Consider the following 24126-nt stretch of genomic DNA (forward strand, 5'->3'; position numbering starts at 1 on the left):
TTTGGGTGAAGGGGAAGGAGGGCCGTCATCACTCTTTCGAGTTGATACTGGCTGGCAATCAGACATAAAAAAACCGGCGCCTGGGCGCCGGTTTTTAGTCACTGCGACTCTTGCTTAGCAATAAGCGATTACAGAGAAGCGGTGAAGGTACGGGTGATGACGTCTTGCTGTTGCTCTTTGGTCAAAGAGTTGAAGCGAACGGCATAACCGGATACGCGGATGGTCAACTGCGGATATTTCTCCGGGTTTTCCATGGCGTCCAGCAGCATTTCACGGTTCATCACGTTGACGTTCAGGTGCTGACCGCCTTCCAGGTTGGTTTCGTGATGGAAGTAACCGTCCATCAGACCCGCCAAGTTGGATTTCTGCGCTTCCATGTCTTTGCCTAGGGCGTTCGGCACGATGGAGAAGGTATAGGAGATACCATCTTTGGCGTAAGCGAACGGCAGCTTGGCGACGGAAGTCAGGGAAGCAACGGCACCCTTCTGGTCACGACCGTGCATCGGGTTGGCACCCGGGCCGAACGGTGCACCGGAACGACGGCCATCCGGGGTGTTACCAGTCTTCTTGCCATACACCACGTTGGAGGTGATGGTCAGTACGGACTGGGTAGCCACGGCGCCACGGTAGGTGTTCAGCTTCTGAATTTTCTTCATGAAGCGTTCTACCAGGTCACAGGCGATGTCATCGACGCGAGCGTCGTTGTTACCGAACTGCGGGTACTCACCGTCGATTTCGAAGTCGATGGCAACGCCATCTTCGTCACGAACCGGCTTGACCTTGGCGTACTTGATGGCAGACAGGGAGTCAGCCGCAACGGACAGACCGGCGATGCCGCAAGCCATGGTGCGATACACGTCACGGTCGTGCAGCGCCATCAGGGAGGCTTCGTAGCTGTACTTGTCGTGCATGTAGTGGATGATGTTCAGGGCAGCCACGTACTGCTTGGCCAGCCAGTCCATGAAGTGATCCAGACGATCCATCACGTCGTTGTAGTCGAGGTACTCGGAGGTCACCATCTCGGTCTTGGGACCGACCTGGATCTTGAGTTTCTCGTCCATACCGCCGTTGATTGCATACAGCATGGTCTTGGCCAGGTTGGCACGGGCACCGAAGAACTGCATCTGTTTGCCGACGATCATCGGGGACACACAGCAAGCGATGGCGTAGTCATCGTTGTTGAAGTCCGGACGCATCAGGTCGTCGTTCTCGTACTGAACGGAAGAGGTCTCGATAGATACCTTGGCGCAGTACTTCTTGAAACCGACCGGCAGCTTCTCGGACCACAGTATGGTCAGGTTCGGCTCAGGGGACGGGCCCATGGTGTACAGGGTGTTCAGCATACGGAAGCTGTTCTTGGTGACCAGGGTACGGCCATCAACGCCCATACCGGCCAGGGTCTCGGTAGCCCACATGGGGTCGCCGGAGAACAGTGAATCGTATTCAGGAGTACGCAGGAAGCGAACCATGCGCAGCTTCATGACCATGTGGTCCATCAGCTCCTGGGCTTCTTGCTCGGTGATCACGCCTTTCTTCAGGTCACGCTCGATGTACACGTCCAGGAAGCTGGAGGTACGACCGAAGGACATGGCGGCACCGTTCTGGGACTTGACTGCCGCCAGGTAGGCGAAGTAGGTCCACTGCACGGCTTCTTTGGCGCTCGCAGCAGGTACAGAGATATCACAGCCATATTTGGCGGCCATCTCTTTGATCTGGGCCAGGGCACGGTACTGCTCGGAGATCTCTTCGCGCAGACGGATGGTGGCTTCCAGGTTGACGCCGTTTTCCAGGTCCGCTTGCAGAGACTTGAACTGGGACAGCTTGTCAGCCATCAGGAAGTCGATGCCGTACAGGGCGACACGACGGTAGTCACCTATGATGCGGCCACGGCCGTAGGCATCCGGCAGACCAGTGATGACGCCAGACTTGCGGCAGTTCAGGATGTCTTTGGTGTAAACGTCAAACACGCCCTGGTTGTGAGTCTTGCGGTACTCGCTGAAGATTTTCTTGACCATGGGGTCCAGCTCGCGGCCGTACACCTTGCAAGAAGTCTCAACCATCTTGATACCGCCGTTGGCGATGATGGCGCGCTTGAGCGGTTTGTCGGTCTGCAGACCTACAATTTGCTCCAGGCCCTGATCGATATAGCCGGCATCGTGAGCGGTAATGGTGGAGGGCAGGTCGGTATCAAAATCGACCGGCGCATGAGTGCGGTTCTCGATTTTGATGCCTTCCATGACCTTGTCCCACAGCTTGGTGGTAGCTTCGGTCGCGCCAGCCAGGAAGGACTCGTCACCTTCATACGGGGTGTAGTTCTTCTGGATGAAGTCACGGGTGTTGACAGAGGACTGCCATTCACCGGCCGCGAAGCCTTCCCATGCTTTTTGGAACTGTTCGTTAAGTTCTGCCATTTTCATTACCTCACACGGTATTGATGTAGTATCCCGCAATCATCCTTAATGATGACGACGGAAGATAAACCAGTAAGTCAGACCAACCATGACGCCACCACCAATGATATTACCAATGGTGACGGGAATGAGGTTGTGTAGGACGAAGTTGGATACGGTCAAGTCGGCGAAGGTCGCCGGATCCTGGCCGATGGCCTGCCAAAATTCCGGGCCTGCTACCGCATGGATAGCGATACCGACCGGGATCATAAACATGTTTGCGATGCTGTGCTCGAAACCGGAAGCCACGAACATGGCGACGGGGAGCAGCATGACCATCACCTTGTCGGTCGCACTGCGGGCGCCGAACGCCATCCACACGGCGAGACACACCATGAGGTTGCAGAGGATACCGAGGGCGAGGGCCTCGAAGAAGGTGTGATGGATCTTGTGCTGGGCCACTTTCAGGGCGTTCAGACCCCACTGACCATCTGCCGCCATGTACTCGGCCGACATGATGATGAGCGCGACTATGATGAGACCGCCGATGAGGTTGCCGAAGTAGACCAGACCCCAGTTCTTGAGCAGTTGACCCCAGGTGATGCGATTGGCCGCCTTGGCCACCAGCGTCAGGGTGGTGGAAGTGAACAGCTCGGCACCGAGCAGCACGCACAGAATGAGACCGAGGGAGAAACAGAGACCGCCGACCAGCTTGCTGAGGCCCCAGGCCACATTGCCGGCACCCGTGGTGACTGTGATGAAAAAGACAAAAGCGATGGCGATGAAAGCGCCTGCTGTGATGGCCAGGGGGATGACCTTGTATGCCGGCTTGGTGGCCTTGGCATAGGTTATATCTTCTGCCAGTGCAGCGATGGCTTCTGGCTTGAGACAATCAAAGGGAGATTCTGCTTTCAATTCTCATGTACCTGCTGTTTTGCCTGTGGAAATCATAACAAAGGGCCAGATCGTCAAAATTGACTCCGATCAAGAATTGCAGATTGTGAATGTAATTTTACTACAAAAATTTGAGTCCCCTGGAAGCCTCTCTTTACACCAGGTTTCAGCTGAAACAGAAATGCTGGTTTTTTAATGTAATGATTTTAAAGAATTTATTTGTCAAGCCTGAAAAAAGGTACTGGCAAGGCATCTTTGCATCCCCCCCGCATCATGGACTCGGCGTTGGCAACCCCCTAAGGGGTATTTTTTGTTTTTTATTTCATCTTTGAATAACAAATGTCCAGCTGGGGCACCATAAAACAGAAGGGGCCATCAAGGCCCCCCCAAATACTACCACATCAGGCCCAATGATGGGCTCGCTTGGCCTTTTGCAGCTTTTCATAGGCTGCCAGCAGTTTCTGGTGCTGCGGAAACTGGGCGAGGGACAGATCGGCCGCCGTTAACCCGTGGAAACGTGCTTCGCCGCTGGCGTTGGCCCAGGCATCGGCCAGGGTCTGCTCGCCATACATGCGGGTAAACACGGCGCGGTACTGCTCCGGATCCCGCTCTTGGTCGATGAACAGCTCGACGCAGGCGCGCAGGGCACGGTAGTAGTTTGCGCGATCCGCCGGGAACACCGACTGGTTGAACTCCATGGTCCAGTCGATGAGATCCAGTGCCGTTTCCAGCTCACCGGCGGCCAGCGCCAGCATGGCTTTCAGCTCGCCGACGCGCAGGGTATGCAGGGCTGTGCCCTTGGCGGCGGCGATGCCGAGCAGCTCACGGACGCGGGTGCGCTCGTCGTGCCCCTCTTCGTCCAGCTGGTCGAACAGCGCCATGTATTGCTCGGCATCCCACGCCAGAGACGGCAGCGCCAGGATCACTTCCCGCAGGTTGGCGCCCATGTTGTTGTTGGCCAGCAGCAGGTCTTCGGCCGGATAGATGTCGGACATGCCCGGCACCAGGATGCGGCAGGCGTAGACACCCAGATGCTCGTAATCGGCGATGTAGACCGGCTGCTCCAGCTCGTGGAAGATGCCGATCAGGTGGTCGAACTCCTCCTGCGAGGTGCCGCGAAAATCCCAGTCGGCGAACGCGAAGTCCGCATCCTGCTTGAACAGATCCCAGCTGATGAGGCCGGAGGAGTCGATGAAGTGGGTCTCCAGGTTGTGGTGATCCGCCACCTGCTCGTTGTCGAATGACGGCGGCACGAACACGTCCAGATCCTTGAGACCACGGCCCTGCAGCAGCTCGGTGACGGTACGCTCGAAGGCCACTTCGAAGCGCGGGTGGGCACCGAAGGAGGCAAAGCAGGTGCCGTTGTCCGGGTTGAGCAGCACCACGCAGATGACCGGATAGCGGCCGCCCAGGGAGGCATCGAAGCTGTAGATGGGGAAGCCTTCGGCTTCCAGCGCATCGATGGAGGCCTTGATGCCGGGATAACGGGCAATCACCTCATTCGGGATCAGCGGCAGGCTCAGGGCCTCGGCGATGATCTTGTTCTTCACGTGGCGCTCGAACACCTCGGACAGGGCCTGGGTGCGGGCCTCGGTGCGGGTGTTGCCGGCGCTCATGCCGTTGGAGACATAGAGGTTGCCGATGATGTTCATCGGGATGTAGACGGTCTGGTGATCGGACTGGCGCTCGAACGGCAGCGCGACTATGCCGCGCTCCTCGTTGTTCGACTGCAGATCCACCAGCATGTCGGCGGTCACTTCGCCGTCCGGGTTGTAGAACTTGCGGGTGAAGCTGTCGAGCAGACCGGCCGGGAACTGATCACCCTCGATGGGGAACCACTTCTCGTTGGGGTAGTGCACGAAGTCGCCGTTGGCGACCTGCTCACCCAGATAGAAGTCGGCGAAGAAATAGTTGGTGGAGAGACGCTCGAAATATTCGCCAAGGGCCGAAGCCAGCGCCGCCTTCTTGCTGGCCCCCTTGCCGTTGGTGAAACAGAGGGCGCACTCCTTGTCCCGGATGTGCACGGACCAGACGTTGGGCACGGGATTGAGCCAGGAGGCCTCTTCGATATCAAACCCCAGGGCTTGCAGCTTGGTCTGGAAGCGGTCGATGGAGTCTTCCAGTGCCGCGTCCTTGCCGGGAATAAAAGTGTGGTCGGTCATCACAATATCCTGATTTTTATTGGCTCATGTTTGGCCGCAGATAATAGCAGGGGTCGGCGCGTTTGGCAGGCAAAAAACGGGGCAAGAGCCCCGTTTAGCTATCCACAGATCCGGGAGCTGCCGTCGGTTCAGCCGATAAACTTCAGACCCAGGATCCCGCCGATGATCAGCAGCAGGCACAGCACTCGGGCCAGGGTGGCGGGCTCGTTGAACAGCCAGATCCCCATCAGCACGGTGCCGACTGCGCCTATGCCGGTCCAGACCGCGTAGGCGGTGCCGAGCGGCAACTGTTTGACCGCCATGGCGAGCAAGAGCACGCTCACGCCCATGGCACTCAGGGTCAGCAGGGTGGGCAGGGGACGGCTGAAGCCGTCGGTGTATTTCAGGCCAATGGCCCAGGCGACCTCGAACATGCCGGCCAGCAACAGGAGTAACCAGGACATAAGGATATTCCGCAGGAAGCAGGGTCGTCCCTGCACATCATGAGGCCCCGGGGTCGTCCCCAGGGGGCAGTGGCTGCCAGTCGGTTTCAATCATGCCCCAAGCTGACGCCGGGTGCCAAGAGATCGCATCAGCCGGGAGCTGGCTGGCGGATATTGCAGCGAACGGCACAGAATATTGCGCAATTCGACTTGCGCCCGTCGTCACAATCCGTAATGTGGATAGACGCATTTTTCGCAACACGTATTTTGTAATCTGTTTGTGAACGGCCCGCGCCGGACAAGGGGTTACGGGTTTCAATACACAATTTTCTATAGCAGCTATCCAGGGTAGGACATTATGAAAAAAGTAGGTTTGGTCGGTTGGCGTGGCATGGTGGGTTCGGTACTGATGAGCCGGATGCAGGAAGAGAAGGATTTTGCCCGCATTCAACCCACCTTCTTCACCACCTCCCAGGCCGGTGAGGCCGCCCCCAACTTCGGCGTCGATGCCGGTACCCTGCAGGACGCCTTCGATATCGAGGCGCTGGCCAAGCAAGATATCATCATCACGGCGCAGGGCGGCGACTACACCAAGGATGTCTATCCGCGCCTGAAAGCCGCCGGCTGGCAGGGCTACTGGATTGACGCCGCCTCCTCCCTGCGGATGGAGAAGGACGCGGTCATCATCCTGGATCCGGTCAACGGCGACGTCATAGCGCAGGCGCTGGACAAGGGGCTCAAGACCTTCGTCGGCGGCAACTGCACCGTCAGCCTGATGCTGCTGGCCCTCGGCGGTCTGTTCAAGGCCGATCTGGTGGAGTGGGTAAGCGTGGCCACCTATCAGGCCGCATCGGGCGGCGGCGCGCGCCACATGCGCGAGCTGGTCACCCAGATGGGCCTGCTGCACGACGAAGTGGCGGTTGAGCTGGCGGATCCCGCCTCTGCCATCCTCGACATAGAGCGCAAGATCACCGAGAAGACCCGCTCCGGCACCCTGCCGGTGGACAACTTTGGCGTGCCGCTGGCCGGTGGCCTCATCCCCTGGATCGACACCAAGCTCGACAACGGCCAGAGCCGCGAAGAGTGGAAGGGCCAGGCCGAGACCAACAAGATCTTAGGGGTAGAAGATGCCGCCATCCCGGTGGATGGTCTGTGCGTGCGGATCGGCGCCTTGCGCTGCCACAGTCAGGCTTTCACCATCAAGTTGAAGAAGGATGTGCCGCTCCCCGAGATCGAAGCCCTGCTGGCCGCTCACAACGACTGGGTGAAAGTGATCCCCAACGATCGCGACATCACGGCACGCGAGCTGACCCCGGCCGCCGTCACCGGCACCCTCAGCATACCGGTGGGGCGTCTGCGCAAGCTCAACATGGGCCCGGAGTATCTGGCTGCTTTCACCGTGGGTGACCAGCTGTTGTGGGGCGCCGCCGAGCCGCTGCGCCGCATGCTCAACATACTGCTGGATCGCGGTTGATCCAACTTGGGTGAGTGTGAAGCAGGGGGCCTAGGCCCCCTGTTTTTTTGCCCGTTTTGGCGTGCAGAGCGCGGGCGTTCCGGTGCAATGGCATATTCACTTGGACTGTGCGCATGGAGAGGCCGAGTCTCGTTATTAATTGAATTGATATTATTCATCTCCGGTCGCGTATTTTCTCCTGACTCAATGGTAAATAGTCATCCCGCTGAGAAATGCATCCGTGTGCGCCTTTTGACACATTGAAAAATGGCGATGAATCCGGCTCGGAAATAAGGGTTGTGATGGCCATGATTAACGCTTATCTCTGGTCATCTCATGGCTTGTTACAAATGACGGTGCCCGCGAGATATCCCTGAAGGCCCCGATTGATTACACTGGTGGCCTTGGCCCCGGGTGCTACCCGTGCGCAGGCATGGCACCCATGGCGTGCAAATATTGATACAAGGGTCAGTCATCTGACGATATGTCGCCAGTGTACTGACCTGCCAGCATGATTCATATCACCACACAAATAGAGATGAATAATGGGGCCGCTGGCGAATTGGAGTGAATATGGCGTGAGTGCAACAACAGATAACAATAATAATGTTCAGACTTGAGAATTGGGAAACAAAATGAGAGTCGCGTGGAGTTTATTGTATTTATTCAGTGCCTTGGCCCTGGCTGGCCCGGTACTGGTCAAGGAGCAAAAGAAAGGCACCAATCCGCTTATCGTCCCTTACCAGCAATATCGGCTGGATAACGGCCTGACGGTGATCCTGACCCCGGATCACTCGGATCCCCTGGTGCATGTGGAAGTGAATTATCGGGTCGGGCTGGCCGAAGAGGCGCCGGGCCAGTCCGGCATGGCGCATTTGTTCGAACACATGATGTTTCAGGGCTCGGCCCATGTGGGGGAGGAGGGGCATATCCGCCTGCTGCAGCAGGTGGGGGGGCGTGACATCAACGGGCTGACGACACGGGATCAAACCCGCTATTACCAGACGGTGCCGGCCAATCAGCTGGAGAAAGTACTCTGGCTGGAGGCGGATCGGATGGGCTTCCTGCTCGATACCCTGTATCAGCAAAAGTTTGATGCCAAGCGTGACGTGGTCAGGAACGAACGAGCCGACCTGGTCGACACGCCTGCCTATGGCCGGGTGCTGGAGGTGTTGAACCGTACCCTCTATCCACCCAATCACCCCTATTTCAACACGCCGTTTGGCAGGATGGCGGATCTGGAGCACCTCACCCTGGAGGATGTGCGCCAGTTTTTCCTGCGCTGGTATGGCCCCAACAATGCCACCCTGGTGATCGGCGGTGATATCCAGCCGGCGCAAACCCTGGCCTGGGTCGAACGCTACTTCGGCGCCTTGTCGCCAGCCCCCGGCCAGGCTCGCTCAGTGCCCCGGCCTGTGGCGCTGAAAAAGAGTCGATATCGTACCCTGACGGCCCCGGTACAGGACCCCATGCTGGTGCTGGCTTATCCGACCGTTTCGGCCCGGGATCCGGGTTTCGAAGCCCTCGATCTGCTGGCCGATCAACTGGGGGGCTCCGCCAGTGGCCTGCTGCAACAACAGTTGCAACAGAGCGGCAAGCTGGTGTTCGTCTCTGCCCGCCATGAGTGTGGCGTGCTCGCCTGCATGCTGGTGATCCAGGCCATTCCGAATCTGGAGCAGGGCGCCGAGCTCGAACCCATCAAGCGCGAGATAGACGGTGTCATCGCCAGACTGGCCCAGGAGGGCATCCCCGGGGCCCGGCTCGAGCACTCTGCCAATGCCTTGCGTGCCAACCTGGTCTGGTCGCTGGACAGCGTGGCTGGCAAGGCGGAATTATTGGGCACGGGCCACAGCCTGTTTCAGGAGCCCAACTACCTGCATCGTTATCTCGAACGGATGGCGCGGGTGACGCCCGCCGAGGTAAAGCGGGTACTGGACCACTATGTACTGCACAAACCCAGGGTGGTGCTGAGCGTGGTGCCCGAGGCGCATCAAGGGTGGCAGGCCGGCCAGGCCAATTTTGTCGAGCCGCCCCCCTTGCCGCGCACCCTGGCTGAGCCTCTCTTGCGTTCACGTCCGGTCAAGGAGACCCTGGACCGGCGCCAGGAACCCGCCAGTGGCGGGGCGCTGCCCGTGCCACTGCCCACCCTGTGGCAGGCCAGTCTGGGGGATAGGGTCTCCCTGCTCGGTCACTACAGCGATGAGGTGCCAGCCTTTGTCATGCGCATCAACTGGCCCGGCGGGTACCGGGCCGAGCCAGAGGGCAAGGCCGGACTGGCTGAACTGACCGCCAGCATGCTGTCCCAGGGCAGTGAGCGGTGGCAGGCTGCCGCCATTGAGGAGCGGGCGCGTCAGCTGGGCGCCAGCCTGAGTTTTGGCTATGAGGAAGGCTACAGCCAGATCACGGTGCAGGGGGTGACCTCCCACTTCTATGAGACGCTGGCGCTGGTACGGGAGCTGTTGCTGCAGCCGGCCTTGCGACCGACGGATTTCCAGCGCCTCAAGCTCCAGACCCAGCAATGGTTGAAGCAGCAAGTGCGAGAGCCCCAGTGGCAGGCCGATCAGCAGTTTCATGCGTTGATCGACGGCCTGGCCAGGGTGCCGGATCTGCAGACACAGTGGCAATCCCTGACCCTGGACGATGTGCACGCCTTCTATCGGGCTGTTTATCGCAGCGGGGAGGCTCGGGTGGTGGTGAGCGGGGATCTGGCGCAGGAGAAGGTGGTGAGTGCACTCTCTTTTCTGGTTGAGCCAGAGGGGCAATCGCCCAGCCTGCGGCCCCTCGGCTTTGCCGGCCAGCAGGCCAAGCGGGCCATCTATCTGCTGGATAATCCCGGCGCCAGCCAGAGCCTTGTTCGCATGGGGCGCCGCGCCATGGCGAGCGACGGGTTTGGTGAGCAGTTCCTGGCCGGGTTGATGAATGCCTCCCTGGCGGATCGGCTGCATATCCGCCTGCGTGAGGAGCTGGGATACACCTACTTCATCGAGACCACCTTCAACGGCAACAGTCAGGCGGGCTATTTTCTGCTGCAAAGCAGCGTGCGCACCGAGGTGACCCGGGCCGCCCTGCTGCAGATCCTGCAGGAGCTCGACAAATACCAGCGGCAGGGCCCGACCCGACTGGAGGTGCGAACCCTGCGTGAAGGTGTGCTCAACCGCCAGGCGCTGGACTACGAGACGCTGCCGCAGGAGGTGGAGTACATGCTGCCCATCTTGCTGGCGCAGTGGCCGCAGGATTATGTGGAGCAGCGGGTACGGACGGTCAGCCAGCTGTCGACATTCACCTTGCGAGACTTGGCCCGCCGCTGGCTCGACCCCGACGACATGGTGATCCTGGTGGTGGGGGATGCCAAGGTGCTGGCCCCCGAGCTGGCTGCGCTGGGCTGGCCGGTGCAGCGGATCTCTTCCGCCCCTGACAAGCGGCTCTCCACTCCTTGATGCAAACAGCCCGCCCCATTCACATGGGGCGGGCTGTTTTTTGAGCCGTGAAAGGGGCTAGGGTATCAGGCGACGGCCAGCGCCGCCGCCAGATCGGCGATCAGATCGTCGGCGTCTTCCACCCCTATGCTGAAGCGGATGAGATCGTCATTCACCCCGGCGGCGAGGCGGCTCGCCTCGTCCATGGCAGCGTGGGTGGTACTGGCCGGATGGCAGGCCAGGCTCTCGAGATCCCCCAGGCTCACCGCCTGCACGAACAGCTGCAGGTTGTCGAGCAGGGTGGCGCAGCGCGCAAAGCCGCCTTCCAGCTCTATGCTCACCATGCCGCCAAAGCCGCTGGCGAAGGCGCCGAGGGCGTCGTGACCCGGATGGCTGGCAAGGCCCGGGTAGATCACCTTCTTCACCGCCGGGTGATCGGCCAGGAACTCGGCCACCTTCTGGGCGTTGTGCAGGTGGGCATCCATGCGCAGTGGCAGGGTCTTGACCCCACGCTGCAGCAGGTAGGCCTCCTGCGGGCCTATGGGGGAGCCTATGTGCTTGAGGGCCACGGTGCGCACTGATTTCATCAGCGCGTGGGAGCCTGCCACCACACCGGCTATGATGTCGCCGTGGCCGCCCAGATACTTGGTGCCGCTGTGCATGACGATGTCGATGCCAAGCTCCAGCGGGCGCAGCAGATAGGGGGTGAGGAAGGTGTTGTCACACACGCTGATGGCGCCCACCTTGCGGGCCGCCTGCACCACGATGCGCGGATCCACCACCTTGAGGGTGGGGTTGGTCAGGGTTTCGAACAGTACCACCTTGGTGGCGGGACGAATGTTGGCCAGCAGATCCTGATCGCTCTCGTAGGCGGTCACCTTGATGCCGGCGCGGCTGAAGGTCTGCTTGAGAAACGCATCTGTGCCGCCGTAGAGCGGGCCTATGTAGGCCACCTCGTCGCCGCTGTCGGCCAGGGCATACATGATGGCGCTCACTGCCGCCATGCCGCTCGCCACTACCAGCGCCTCGTCGGCACCCTCAAGGGCTGCCAGTTTTTGTTCCAGCTCGGCCGTGGTGGGGTTGCCAAAGCGGCTGTAGATGAAGCCGGGGGCCTGACCCGCGAAACGCTCCTTGCCCGCCTGGGCATTGAAGTAGCTGAAGGTGCTGCTCTGGTAGAGGGGGGTGGTGAGGGCGCCGGTCTGGGGATCGATCCGTTGGCCGCTGTGCACGCTCATGGTTTTGAATTTCATTCTATTACTCCGTCATTGCCAGGCTGTGGCTTAACTGCTTGTGTCATCCGGGTGGCGGGACGCCGCGGCGTCCCCCGTCTAATAGGTATGGCAGAGTCAGGCTGGCTGCGGTTCGCGCCGCTCGCTGTTTGTCGTCTGCCCACTTGTTGTCTGCTGATTGGCCGACGCCGGGGCGGTGGTATAGTGGCGCGCCGCCACGTCCGGGTGGGAGCGCAGCCTCCCTTTCAGCACGTTTTCACCCACCTGATAGAAGAGCGGGTTGGCGGGGTCGCTCTCGGGCCCTTGTGCCTGCGCCGCCAGCTCGGGGGAGAGCTGCAACAAAGGCACGTTAGCATCGAGCCGCGCCGCCATAAAGAAGGCGCAGGAGAGGCGCGATACCCCCGGCGGCGGGCTCACCACCCGGTGCAGGGTGGCTTTGAGATAGCCGTTGGAAGCCAGCTCCAGCAGTTCGCCGATATTGACCACCAGGGCCCCCGGCAGGGGCGGCGCCGGGATCCAGCCGCTCGCCGTCTCGACTTCCAGGCCGGATTGATCGTCTTGCATCACCAGGGTCAGGTAGCCGGGATCCTTGTGGGCGCCCACTCCCTGGCTGCTGCTACCCGCTTCGCGCCCCGGATAGTGGATGAGCTTCATGTGCTGATAGGGGGCGCCCTGGATGCTGGCATCGAACACTCCCTGCGGCTGCGCCAGCACCTCGGCGAAGGCGGCGAGCAGGGTGAGGGTGATGTCACTCAGGCGTTCCTGCCAGGCCAGCAGCTGCGTTTTCATCTCGGGCAGGGCGGCGGGCCACTGGTTGGGGCCTATCAGCCGCTGCCAGGGGGCATGGATCTCGTCCTCTGCCAGCGCAGGCGCCTCATTCATGATGTCGAACTGCTCGCGCCTGTCCGGCTGCTGGCGGGTGAGCTCGGCACCCACCTGGTTGTAACCGCGAAAATGGGGGGAGTGCACCATCTGCACCACGCGTTTTTCCTGCTCCGGCAGGGCGAAGAAGCGGGCTGCCAGCGCCAGGGTCTCTTGCTGCTGCGCCTCGCTCAGGCCATGGCCTGTCAGATAGAAAAAGCCGATGTCGCGAGCTGCCCGGCCAAGCTTGGCCAGCATCTGGCGGCGAGTGTCAGGGGCGCCTTCGAGCGCGGCGAGATCGATGATCGGCAGTGGTGAATGTTCCATGTGCACCTCCTCATTTTCTGAGCGCCGGGACGTTTCCCGGCCACTCAGCACAAAAACGACAGCGCGCCGATCGGTGGTGAGCCACCTGGCCGATCGGTAAAGATGGCGCCATTTGGATTGAGGGTGATGCTACTGTTCGGCGTTATAAGACGGAAACAACAAATTATTCTTAGTTATATACAAAAATCGAAATAGAATTCGATACCCATTTGGCTGGATGTTTATTGAGCGGCTCACGGGGCCGTGTACCGGCTGTCCCATGGGGGCAGCGGGCACCCGGTTAGTGCGAAAACAAGCGGCTGGCTGGCACGAGCGTTCACGGGCGGGAGTAGGCCTGGCTATCGGAGACGCACAACAGGAAGGGAGGCTGAGGCCTCCCTTCCTGTTTCTCGCGTTGAGCAGGGATCAGGCTGAGACCTGATCGGTGAGCGTGCTCAGTTGCCCACTCAGTAGCCCAGGGTAAAGCGCTGGCGCAGGTGAGCCGGTTTTTCCACCTCGTTCAGCACGCCATCGGCCAGATCGCCAACCGTGATCCCGGCAGGCTTGTCACCGCTAAAGAGCACCTGATCGCCACCGAGGTGATAGCCGCCGCGCTTGTCGCCGGGTTCGAGGAACACGGGCGGGGAGACGAAACGCCAGTCGAGGGTGGTTTCACGGCGCAGGGCGGTGAGACCGTCGCGGGCCGCCAGGGCGCCCTGCTTCCACTCGGCCGGGAAGTCCGGGGTATCCACCAGCTGTACGCCGGGGGCGATTTCCAGACTGCCGGCACCACCGACCACCAGCAACCAGCTGTGGGCGGTCACGGCCGCCGCGACTATGGCCTTGGCCCCTTTGAGGTACTGGTCGTAGATATCCGGTGCTGTCCAGCCCGGGTTGTAGGCGCTGATCACCCGGTCGTGCCCCTTGAGTACCTCGGCCAGCGCCTGTGGGTGCTGGGCATCCACGGCGACGGCGGTGACCTGCGGGTGGGCAGCGACTTTGCTGACATCGCGGACGATGGCGGTGACGTGATGGCCGCGGCTGACGGCTTCATTGAGGATGGCTGTACCGACAAAACCGCTGGCACCGATCAGGGCAATTTTCATGGGTGATTCTCCTTCACTGTTGGAATGGGGCTATCCTACGCCGCCGAATGTGATTTAATAATCGGCTATAAAATTGATTCACTTGTAAGCTGGATTTAATAATGGAACAGCTCAGACGTTACGCCATCTTCGCCGCCGTGGTGGAGGCGGGCAGCATGACGGGCGCCGCCAAGGCCCTTGGCATGACCCCCTCCGCCGTCAGTCAGCATATCAGCCAGCTGGAGAGTCTGCTCGGCCTCACCCTGCTGCACCGTTCCACCCGTCGCCTCAACCTGACCGAGGCGGGGGAGGTGGTGTGGCAGGGGTGTCAGTCGTTGCAACAGACGCTGAACCAGACCGAACTGCGCCTCTCGGAGGTGCGCGACAGCCTGCTCGGTGAAGTGCGGATCACGGCGCCCGTGGGGATGGCGGGCCAGCCGCTGGCGCGGGCCTTGTCGCCGCTGTTGCAGGCCCATCCCGGCCTGTGCATCCAGATCATCGCGGACGACGAGAAGCGGGATCTCATCGCCGAGCGCATCGACGTGGCGCTGCGAGTCGGCACCCTGTCCGACTCCAGCCTGGTGGCGCGCAAGCTGGGTCAGACCCGGATGCTGCTGTGTGCCTCGCCCGCCTATCTGGCGCGCAAGGGCACTCCACGCAGCCCGGCAGATCTGCTGGAACACGACTGGCTGGCAGCGGACATGCTGAGCGGGGGCCTGACCTTCTTCGACGACAAGGGGCAGGGCCACAAGGTCAAACCCAAGCCCAGGGTGGTGTGCAACAACGTGCTGCCGCTGCGCCAGTTCACCTTGGCTGGGCAGGGGGTCTCGCTGCAACCCGAGGGGGAGATCGCAGAGGATCTCGCCCAGGGTCGGCTGTTGGAGCTGCTGCCGGGATTTCGGGTACCGCCCATGGAGATCCACGCCATCACTCCCCAGCGGGAGATCCCGGAGAAGGTGCGGCGGGTGATCACGGCCCTGCGCAGTCACTTCGCCGAGCCGGTGGGGGCCGCGGCGGCGCGCCCCTGAGCCGGGTGGCAGGCAGGGGCTGCGCCATTTTGTCTCAACTTGCCAAAAGCAGAGGGCAGCCGATTGGCTGCCCTCTGTCGATGAGATAACTCCCGGCATTACTTCATGTAGAGGCCGCCGTTGATGGCCAGGGTTTCCCCCGTGATATAGGCGCCCGCCTCACTGGCGAGAAAGGCCACGGCGGCGGCTATCTCCTCCGGCTTGGCGAGGCGGCGCATGGGAATGTCGGCCTTGATGCTGTCGAGGATATCGCTGCGGATCGCCTCCACCATGGGGGTGGCTGTGTAACCGGGGGCGATGGCGTTGACCGTGACCCCGAAGCGGGCCCCTTCCGCCGCCAGCGCTTTGGTGAAGCCCAGCATGCCCGCCTTGGCCGCCGAGTAGTTGACCTGACCGAACTGCCCCTTCTGGCCGTTGACCGAGGAGATGTTGATGATGCGGGCATCGCGCTGCTCGCACATGGCGTCAAACAGCGGCTGGGTCACGTTGTAGAGGCTGCACAGATTGGTGTGGATCACCTCGAACCACTGCTCCGGCGCCATGCGCTTGAAGGCGCCATCCCGGGTGATGCCGGCGTTGTTGACCAGCACGTCCACCCGGCCCTCGTCCTGCAACAGGCGACCCAGGGTCTCGCGGCACATGGCGGTGTCGGCCACGTCCAGCGGCAGCAGCCGCACCTGCTCCGGCCGATAACCCTGCTCCCCGTACCAGTCATGGGCCGCCGCACTGTTGCCGCTGGAGTGAGTGGCTATGATGCGATACTCCTGGGCCAGCAAGGCGGTGGTGATGGCGGATCCTATGCCGCCACGGGCTCCGGTGATCAAGGCAATTTTTTTCATCTTGGCTCTCCCTGCAAAAGATTCGAACGAGGACTTTATTGGCTTTTCAGGCTAATTGATATATTTGTTTTCAAACAATCTGACAGGGAAATGCGTCATTTTTGTGACAGCCTGCCAAGCTGGCGTGACGGCCTTGTTGAAGGCACAGGTGACGGCATGGCGTCGAGTGACAAACGGTGTGCGCTGCCTGCCGGTGGCCGCAGGCCACTTGCCGCCGGGGCGACGGCCATGTTTAATGTGGCCACTTGGGCAGCGTGCCCCTCTGCCGGCAGCGATCCCGACCACCCAATGACACCTACCTTCCCCCTCGCATCCCCGGGCCCCGCGCCACAGGCTAGCGCCCATTTCACCCGCATCGAGCGGGTGCTCGACTACATCCACGGGCATCTGGATCAGCCGTTGTCGCTGGAGCAGCTGGCCGAGCAGAGCTGCTGGTCGCGCTGGCAGTTGCAGCGGGTCTTCCTGCACGAGACAGGGCAGACGGTGGCCCACTATGTGCGCGAGCTCAAGCTGAGCCTGGCGGCGGAGGCGCTGCTCACGAGCCGCCAGCGGGTGCTGGATCTGGCGCTCTGCTACGGCTTTGGTTCCGAGGTGAGTTTCAGCCGCGCCTTCAAGCAGCAGTTCGGCTGCTCGCCGCTGGCCTATCGCAAGCGGGGGATGCGGCTGGGGTTGCGCACCCCGCTGGTGCGAGCCCATACGCCGCTCGCCAGTGCCCCCAGGCTGGTGCAGGTACGGGTCGAGAGTCAGCCGGCCTTCATATTGCAGGGGGTCAAGGGGCTGATCCGCGGGCTCTTCGCCAGCGAGCCTGATTTCCAGCAGACGGTGCCCGCCATCTGGCATGCCTTGCGCAGTGCCGGCGGTCTGGACAGGGCCCGCGATCTGATCGGCGTGGTGGATGTGTCAGGTGCTGGAGAGCCGCTGGTCTACTGGGCGGGCGTGGCGGCAGAGGAGGGGAGCGAGCCGCCGAGCGGGCTGGCTCGTCTGGCCATCCCGCCCCAGGAGTACGCCGTGCTCAGCCACGTGGGCCCCATCAGCCAGCTGGGGCAGACCCTCAACTGGTTTATCCTGCACTGGCTGCCCGCCTCGGGTTATCGGGGGCTGGATGGTTTCGAGCTGGAGCGTTACACCCCCGACTTCGATGGCCAACAGCCTTATGCCCGCATGGAGTACTGGTTGCCCATAGCACCCCGCCAGGACTGAACCCTGTGAGCGGTTTGGCGGCAGGGCGCCCATCCCCCGGTCTGCATAAAGCACTGTGGCGCCTCGCCATTGACCGCCATCTCATTGAAGCCTTCCCTCAGAAAAGATAGCCATTTGAATTCAATGCTTTTTTCCATCGACATGGCAGGTCGTCGGATGGGGCTTGTCTTGCCCCTTTTTTGCCGTTTTTCCTGCCAACATGCCCCAAATTGTTAATTCAAGGGCAAATTGACCCAATAAAATGCAAATGAGATTTGTTACTATTCAATCATTGCATTCGAGGATCAGATGTACGCCACTCACCCCCCTTTGACCCTGGTCGCCGCGACCCTCTCCGCCCTGTTGGCAGGCCCAGTGCTGGCCGCACCCACGTCCAATGCGCAAGGCGCGGTGGCCGATGAAACCCTGACGGTACTGGGTCAGACCTATCGCAACACGGCGACCAAGACCCGGCTCGACCCCATGGAGACGCCCCAGGCCATCTCTGTGGTGGATGGCGAGACCCTGGAGCAGCGCGGTGTAAGCTCGGTGAGCGAGGCGCTGCGCTACGTGCCCGGCGTCAATACCGAGCTGCGCGGCGGGGCGGTCAACCGGCTGGATCTGTTCAACATCCGCGGCTTTGACAACTACCAGAACTTCTACGACGGCCTGCTGCTGCAGTACAACGACTGGAACCTGCAACCCCAGATAGATCCGGTGGCCATAGAGCAGCTGGAGGTGTTCAAGGGGCCGACCTCTGTGCTCTACGGCAGCATGCCGCCGGGGGGCATGGTCAACCTGATCGCCAAGCGGCCGCAGCGGGAAGCCAGGCACAGCGTCGGCGTGGCGACGGGCACAGGCACCCTCAAGGAGCTGACCCTCGACAGCACAGGTGCCATCAACGATCAGTTTGCCTATCGGCTGGTGGGGCTGGCCCGTCAGAAAGACGGCCAGGCGGTGACCTCAGAGGAGGAGCGCTACGTGCTGGCGCCGTCGCTGGACTGGCAGTTGAGTGACCGTACCCTGCTGAACCTCAACCTCTATTACCAGAAAGACCCGCAAGCCGGTATCTACACCACAGTGCCGGCCAGCGGCTCGGTCAAATCCAATCCTCTGGGCCAGCTTGGCAGCGATACCTTCCTTGGTGATGAAAACTGGAACCACTACAGCCGGGAAGTGACCCTGCTTGGCTACAAGCTGAGCCACGACTTCAACGCCAACTGGCAGCTGCTGCAAAACGCCCGCTACATGGACGCCTCGGCCAACCAGCAGAACACCTACAATGCGGCGCTGGCGGCAGACCACCGCACCCTGGCCCGCAACGCCTATCTGACCGATGAAGACTCTCGCGGCTTTGTCATCGACAACCAGCTGGCGGGCAAGGTGATGACCGGCAGCGCCCAGCACAACCTGCTGCTCGGGGTCGATTACCAGTATCTGGATGCCCGTATTCTCTACCGGGACACCCTCGACTATTCGGCGCCCGGCATCGACATCTTCAACCCGAACCACAGCCAGATAGTGCCGGCGGCCCTCACCTTCAACTATCAGGACAGCAAGACCATCCGCCAGTCCCAGGCCGGCGTCTATCTGCAGGATCAGGTGCGTCTGGACCGGCTGGTGGCCATAGGCGGTGCCCGCTATGACAGCTACCGGATGGACACCGACAGCCAGACCCTCTATCAGGGGGCGGCGAGCAACACCCTGGCCCAGATAGATCAGGACAACCTCTCGTTGCGCCTCGGCGCCTTGTACGAGCTGGATTATGGCCTCTCGCCCTATGTGAGCTATGCCGAGAGCTTCGAGCCGGTGGCGGGGGCGGACAAGAATGGCCAGGCGTTCAAACCGGCCACAGGCCATCAGTGGGAGGGAGGACTCAAGTTTCTCGCCGAGGACATGAGCAAGACCTTTACCGCTTCGGTCTTCCACATCACCAAGCAAAATGCCCTGGTGACGGATCCGGACAACGTCTACGGGCCCAAGCTGCAGACCGGCGAGATGGTCTCCAGGGGCGTCGAGCTGGAGGGGCGAGTCGATCTCACCAGCCGGCTGGATCTGGCGCTGAGCTATACCCGCCAGGACATGGAGATCACCCGCGATACCACCAGCCTGCAGGGCAAGACCCCGGTCTGGGTGCCCAAGCAGATGGCCTCCCTGTGGAGCAACTACCTGCCGGGTGGCCAGCTGGAGGGGATGCGGGTTGGCGCCGGCCTGCGCTACGTGGGGGAGGCCCAGCTCGATGCCGCCAACACGGATACGGTACCGGATTATCTCTTGATGGACATGTCAGCCTCCTACGATCTGGCCCAACTCAGCCAGCGCCTGCAAGGGGTGGAGGCCTCGCTGAGCGCCAGCAACCTGTTCAACAAGACCTACTACTCCTGCTACGACCAGAACAACTGCTGGTTCGGGGCAGAGCGCAACGTGGAGGCGCGACTCAAATACGTATTCTGACCCTGCGCCCCGGGCCGCGTCCGGGGCATGCTCATCATCTAGCCGCAGCAGATGACCGTCCGCGCGGCTTGCCCCGCGGGCTCGGCGCGCTGGCCGTGCACACGGAGATACGTGCGCTGGCGGATCATGGCGCCCTGTTTGCGGCAGCCAGCGGGCTTATTCCTTCGCTCAAGGGGCGGTTGGCGGAGGCGGGGGACTCGCCCCCTTTGCTGGCAGCTTCCCCTCATTCAACCCCGGCCGAGGTGGCGGCGGCGCTGCATGATCACTGGCGGCTGGCGCACCCGGAGGCGGGGCCCGCCTACTGGCTGACCCGCAGCTGGGGCATGCTCTGCTGGCAGTCCCTCTATCTCGCCATGGTGGCCGTCTATCGACTGGGGGCCGTGCCAGCGCTGGACAAGCTGGGGCAGGGTTATCAGGATGGGCTGGTATCGGGCTTCATCCTGCCGGCTGAACCCATGATCAAGGGGGAGCTGGATGCCTTGATCAAGGCCGCGGGCGAGCGGCTGCAGGCCCACTGGCAGGCACTGTTCGCACTGCTGGGCGGGGTGCAGCGGCTCAGACCCGGTTTCGTGCGCCCGCTCTTGGCGGACGATCTGCTGGCGGCCCTGGTGCGGGTACCCGACTTCTTCACCCATGTGAGCCGTGAACAGGTGAGCGAGCACGCTCCGCGCTGGCTCGCCGCCTGCGGTCTGCCGGCCGAGCATCTGGCGGGGTGGCGTCCGGCGTCCTGGCCGCAAGAGGGTGCTTTTCCTGGCTATGTGCGCCAGCGTTGCTGCCTGCACTACAAGCGCCGTGATGGGGAGCTTTGCGCCAACTGCCCGAGGCGGCAGGGGGCTGCAAGTTGCGGCGAGGGATCCTGAGGCGCCCGAGCGCCGGCGTGTCGAGAGGCGTGAGCGCCGCCCCCAGGGGCGGCTTTTTTACGCCTCTTTCTGCTCGCCCATCTTGCTGCGAATGCGCTCGAACAGGCTCTGCAGGCAGGACTGATCCTTGTCGGCGGCGCGCACGGCCCCATACATATGGCGGCGCACACCGTTGCCGAGTGCCCTGGCCTCAAGCAGCCCCTGACGCACAAACTCCTCGCTGGCCCAGCGCGGCAGGGCGGCGACCCCGAGCCCGGCGGCGGCCATCTGCAGCATGACAGAGGTGTTGTCCACCAGCTTGCAGCGGGCGGGCTCCACCCCGGCGGGTTGCAAAAAGCGGCTGAACACGTCCATGCGGGCCCGCTCCACCGGGTAGACCAGCAGCACCTCCTGCTTGAGATCGTCCGGGGTGATCCGGGTCCGGTGACAGAGGGGGTGATCGGGCGCCATCACCAGGGTGAGATCGAAGGCGAACAGCGGCTCGAAGTGCAGATCGCCGCGTGCCTGCACATCCGAGGTGAGCAGCAGGTCGAGCTGGCCGCCGAGCAGGGCGCTGATGGCATCGAAGCCGGGCACAGACTCCACCTCCAGATCCACCCCGGGCCACTGGCGGCGAAAATCGGGCAAGAGCGGCAGCAACCACTGGATGCAGCTGTGGCAATCCAGCGCCAGGTGCAGCCGGCCCGCGTCGCCGCTGTGCAGGGCCTGCAGCTGTTTCTCGGTCTGGGCCAGCGCCGGCAGCACCTGGCGGGCCAGACTCAGCAACTGCTGGCCCGCCGCCGTCAGCACCAGGGGGCGGCTCTTGCGCAGGTAGAGCTCCAGGTTGAGGCGGGTCTCCAGCTCCTTGAGCTGATGGGAGAGGGCCGACTGGGTGAGGTTGAGAGTCAGCGCCGCGCCGGCCAGCGAACCCTGCTCGGCCAGCGCGGTCAGGGTTCTCAAGTGCTTGATTTCCAGGCCTGAATTGCTTGGCACTGCCATAACATGGCTCCTTGTTGCATCAATCGCGGATTTCTTGAGAGGCTGTTGAAAAGGATTCAATAGCCAACGTCACCTTATCTTGTCATTTTGGATGTGTAAACATCTGGATGGCTAAATCATCCAGTTTCCCATCAGATGAACGAGCATAAGGAGTTGGACCTATGACACGAGCACACACCCTGGGCTTCCCCCGTATCGGCGCCAAGCGCGAGCTGAAATTTGCCCTCGAATCTTACTGGCGTGGCGAGACAACTCAGGCGGAACTCATCGCCACCGGCAAGAGCCTGCGTGAACGTCATTGGCAGGCCCAGCGCACCGCCGGGGTCAACCTGCTGCCGGTGGGGGACTTTGCCTGGTACGACCAAGTGCTCGGCACCAGCCTGCTGGTGGATGCCATCCCCGAGCGTCACCGCCATGGCGACACCGATCTCGATACCCTGTTCCGGGTGGCCCGTGGTCGTGCGCCGACCGGCCCGGCGGCCGCCGCCGCCGAGATGACCAAGTGGTTCAACACCAACTACCACTACCTGGTGCCCGAGTTCAGCCGTGACCAGCGCTTCAAGCTGGGTTGGAGTCAGCTGTTTGATGAGGTGGAAGAGGCCAAGGCGCAGGGGCTGCCGGTCAAGGCCGTGCTGCTGGGGCCCGTCTCCTATCTGTGGCTCGGCAAGGAGAAAGAGAGCGGATTCTCTCGTCTGGAATTGCTCGATCGCCTGCTGATCGTCTATCAGGAGATCCTGGGGAGGCTCTCGGCCCAGGGAGTGGAGTGGGTACAGATCGACGAGCCGGCGCTGGCGCTGGACCTGCCGGATGAGTGGCGTCTGGCCTATCTGAATGCCTATGAGCGCCTGAGCGGCCCCTGCAAGCTGCTGCTCACCACCTATTTCGGTTCCGTGGCCCATCAGCGTGACATCATTACCAGCCTGAAGGTGGATGGCCTGCACCTGGATCTGGTGGCTGCGCCCGAGCAGCTGGAGACGCTGGTTCCTCATCTGCCGGCCCAGTGGGTCATCTCCGCCGGGGTGATCAATGGTCGCAACGTCTGGCGTGCCAATCTGGCCAAGCTGGCACCGACGCTCAACGCATTGAAAGCCAAGCTCGGCGAGCGGCTCTGGGTGGCTTCTTCCTGCTCCCTGCTGCACAGCCCGGTGGATCTCACCCTGGAGCACGAGCTGGATCCCCAGACCCGCAGCTGGTTCGCCTTCGCCCTGCAAAAGTGCTACGAGCTGGGGTTGCTGGCCGACTATCTGGATGGTGGTGACATCGACAAGATCACCGCCTACAGCCAGCCCATCGTGGATCGGGAGTCCGACAGCCGGGTCCACAAAAAAGCGGTGCAGTCACGGCTCGCCAGCCTGACCAACAGCGACTTCGACCGCCAGAGCGCCTATCCGGTGCGGGCGCAGGCGCAGCGCAATGATCTCAAGCTGCCGCTCTTGCCCACCACCACCATAGGCTCCTTCCCGCAGACCTCTGAAATTCGGGTGCTGCGTCAGGAGTGGCGGGCCGGTCGCATCGACGACCAGGCTTACGAGGCGGGCATTCAGGCCCAGATCAAGGATGCGATTGAGCGCCAGGAGGCTATCGGGCTGGACGTGCTGGTGCACGGCGAGGCCGAGCGCAACGACATGGTGGAGTACTTCGGTGAGCTGCTGGACGGTTTTGCCATCACCCGCTTCGGCTGGGTGCAGAGCTATGGCTCCCGCTGCGTCAAGCCGCCGGTGATCACCCGGGATATCGACCGCCCGACCCCGATGACGCTCGAATGGACCAAGTTTGCCCAGAGCCTGACCGACAAGCCGGTCAAGGGCATGCTGACCGGGCCCGTGACCATACTCTGCTGGTCCTTCCCCCGCGAAGACGTGAGCCGCGAGCAGTCCGCCCTGCAAATTGGGCTGGCCATTCGCGACGAGGTGGCTGACTTGGAAGCCGCCGGCATCAAGATCATCCAGATCGACGAACCGGCGATCCGTGAAGGCTTGCCCCTGCGCAAGCAGGATCATCAGACGTATCTCGACTGGGCGGTGCGCGCCTTCCGCCTGAGCGCCAGCCCTGTGGTGGACAGCACCCAGATCCACACCCACATGTGTTACAGCGACTTCAACCTCATCATAGAGGCGGTGGCAGCGCTGGATGCGGACGTGATCACCATAGAGACCAGCCGCAGCCAGATGCAGCTGCTCGAAGCGTTCGAGCGCTTCAACTACCCCAACGAAATCGGCCCGGGCGTCTATGACATCCACTCGCCGAACGTGCCGAGCCAGAGCTGGATTGAGGGCTTGCTGCGCAAGGCGGCCAAACAGATCCCGGCCGAGCGGCTCTGGGTCAACCCAGACTGCGGCCTCAAGACCCGCGGCTGGGAAGAGACCACAGCCGCCCTCACCGTGATGGTGGAGGCAACCCGGGCACTGCGGGCAGAACTGGCCTAGTTAGGCAGCCAGGTCGGCCGGCCAAAAATCAGCAAATAACAACAGAGTTCGGGTATAACGAAAGAGGGAAGGCGCACGCCTTCCCTCTGTTTTTGTGCGGGCAGGTCCGCGCCAACCCTGTGTGCGCTAGGCTCAGAACAGGAT

The 24126-nt window shown here is 61.9% G+C and carries 16 protein-coding genes; 7 read left to right on the forward strand and 9 right to left on the reverse strand.

Annotated features, from left to right (window positions below; genetic code table 11):
* Nucleotides 1–128 precede the first annotated feature (128 nt).
* From pflB to sugE, 4 genes are all read right to left on the reverse strand, one after another.
* A complete protein-coding gene (gene pflB / locus AACQ95_RS16605) occupies nt 129–2411 on the reverse strand; it encodes a formate C-acetyltransferase (protein ID WP_274454151.1) in 2283 nt (760 codons plus the stop codon).
* A 45-nt stretch (nt 2412–2456) separates the two neighbouring features.
* The gene (focA, locus tag AACQ95_RS16610; protein WP_043136208.1) at nt 2457–3305 is read right to left on the reverse strand and encodes a formate transporter FocA; all 849 of its coding nucleotides are present in this window, start codon (nt 3303–3305) and stop codon (nt 2457–2459) included.
* Between the two features lie 380 nt (nt 3306–3685).
* Nucleotides 3686–5446, reverse strand: coding sequence for a 30S ribosomal protein S12 methylthiotransferase accessory factor YcaO (ycaO, locus tag AACQ95_RS16615; protein WP_241279093.1), 1761 nt, complete (start codon nt 5444–5446; stop codon nt 3686–3688).
* A gap of 128 nt (nt 5447–5574) precedes the next feature.
* The gene (gene sugE, locus AACQ95_RS16620) at nt 5575–5889 is read right to left on the reverse strand and encodes a quaternary ammonium compound efflux SMR transporter SugE (protein ID WP_241279094.1); all 315 of its coding nucleotides are present in this window, start codon (nt 5887–5889) and stop codon (nt 5575–5577) included.
* Nucleotides 5890–6226: 337 nt separating this feature from the next.
* Here sugE and asd point away from each other — a divergent pair, with 337 nt between their 5' ends.
* Both asd and AACQ95_RS16630 read left to right on the forward strand, forming a co-directional pair.
* A complete protein-coding gene (gene asd / locus AACQ95_RS16625; protein WP_241279095.1) occupies nt 6227–7342 on the forward strand; it encodes an aspartate-semialdehyde dehydrogenase in 1116 nt (371 codons plus the stop codon).
* A gap of 614 nt (nt 7343–7956) precedes the next feature.
* Nucleotides 7957–10758: a M16 family metallopeptidase gene (locus AACQ95_RS16630; protein WP_241279096.1), complete on the forward strand. Its 2802-nt coding sequence runs from the start codon at nt 7957–7959 to the stop codon at nt 10756–10758.
* A gap of 65 nt (nt 10759–10823) precedes the next feature.
* Here AACQ95_RS16630 and AACQ95_RS16635 read toward each other — a convergent pair whose 3' ends face one another.
* The 3 genes from AACQ95_RS16635 to AACQ95_RS16645 all read right to left on the reverse strand — a co-directional run bounded on the left by AACQ95_RS16635 (nt 10824) and on the right by AACQ95_RS16645 (nt 14239).
* Nucleotides 10824–11987 (reverse strand): trans-sulfuration enzyme family protein, encoded by a 1164-nt coding sequence (locus AACQ95_RS16635; RefSeq protein WP_241279097.1) that lies wholly within the window; start codon nt 11985–11987, stop codon nt 10824–10826.
* Between the two features lie 96 nt (nt 11988–12083).
* A complete protein-coding gene (locus tag AACQ95_RS16640) occupies nt 12084–13154 on the reverse strand; it encodes an isopenicillin N synthase family dioxygenase (protein ID WP_241279098.1) in 1071 nt (356 codons plus the stop codon).
* Nucleotides 13155–13600: 446 nt separating this feature from the next.
* Nucleotides 13601–14239: an NAD(P)-dependent oxidoreductase gene (locus AACQ95_RS16645; protein WP_241279099.1), complete on the reverse strand. Its 639-nt coding sequence runs from the start codon at nt 14237–14239 to the stop codon at nt 13601–13603.
* Nucleotides 14240–14340: 101 nt separating this feature from the next.
* Between AACQ95_RS16645 and AACQ95_RS16650 the strand changes: the two genes are divergently transcribed.
* Nucleotides 14341–15246 carry a LysR family transcriptional regulator gene (locus AACQ95_RS16650; RefSeq protein WP_098983905.1) on the forward strand — a complete coding sequence of 302 codons (906 nt, stop codon included), beginning with the start codon at nt 14341–14343 and terminating at the stop codon, nt 15244–15246.
* Between the two features lie 98 nt (nt 15247–15344).
* Here AACQ95_RS16650 and AACQ95_RS16655 read toward each other — a convergent pair whose 3' ends face one another.
* A complete protein-coding gene (locus AACQ95_RS16655; RefSeq protein ID WP_043557713.1) occupies nt 15345–16085 on the reverse strand; it encodes an SDR family oxidoreductase in 741 nt (246 codons plus the stop codon).
* A 288-nt stretch (nt 16086–16373) separates the two neighbouring features.
* Here AACQ95_RS16655 and AACQ95_RS16660 point away from each other — a divergent pair, with 288 nt between their 5' ends.
* The 3 genes from AACQ95_RS16660 (at nt 16374) to AACQ95_RS16670 (ending at nt 20578) form a co-directional block, all read left to right on the forward strand.
* On the forward strand, nt 16374–17285 hold the full coding sequence (locus tag AACQ95_RS16660) for an AraC family transcriptional regulator (protein WP_241279100.1): 912 nt from the start codon (nt 16374–16376) through the stop codon (nt 17283–17285).
* A 288-nt stretch (nt 17286–17573) separates the two neighbouring features.
* Nucleotides 17574–19718, forward strand: coding sequence for a TonB-dependent siderophore receptor (locus tag AACQ95_RS16665; RefSeq protein WP_241279101.1), 2145 nt, complete (start codon nt 17574–17576; stop codon nt 19716–19718).
* Nucleotides 19719–19813: 95 nt separating this feature from the next.
* Complete coding sequence (locus AACQ95_RS16670; protein ID WP_241279102.1) at nt 19814–20578, forward strand: siderophore ferric iron reductase; 765 nt, start codon at nt 19814–19816, stop codon at nt 20576–20578.
* A 57-nt stretch (nt 20579–20635) separates the two neighbouring features.
* Here AACQ95_RS16670 and AACQ95_RS16675 read toward each other — a convergent pair whose 3' ends face one another.
* On the reverse strand, nt 20636–21556 hold the full coding sequence (locus AACQ95_RS16675) for a LysR substrate-binding domain-containing protein (protein WP_241279103.1): 921 nt from the start codon (nt 21554–21556) through the stop codon (nt 20636–20638).
* A 161-nt stretch (nt 21557–21717) separates the two neighbouring features.
* Between AACQ95_RS16675 and metE the strand changes: the two genes are divergently transcribed.
* Complete coding sequence (gene metE / locus AACQ95_RS16680; RefSeq protein ID WP_241279104.1) at nt 21718–23982, forward strand: 5-methyltetrahydropteroyltriglutamate--homocysteine S-methyltransferase; 2265 nt, start codon at nt 21718–21720, stop codon at nt 23980–23982.
* Nucleotides 23983–24126: the final 144 nt, after the last annotated feature.

Origin of the sequence: Aeromonas sp. MR19 (genome assembly GCF_963899305.1) — a bacterium.
GTDB classification, from domain to species: domain Bacteria; phylum Pseudomonadota; class Gammaproteobacteria; order Enterobacterales; family Aeromonadaceae; genus Aeromonas; species Aeromonas bestiarum.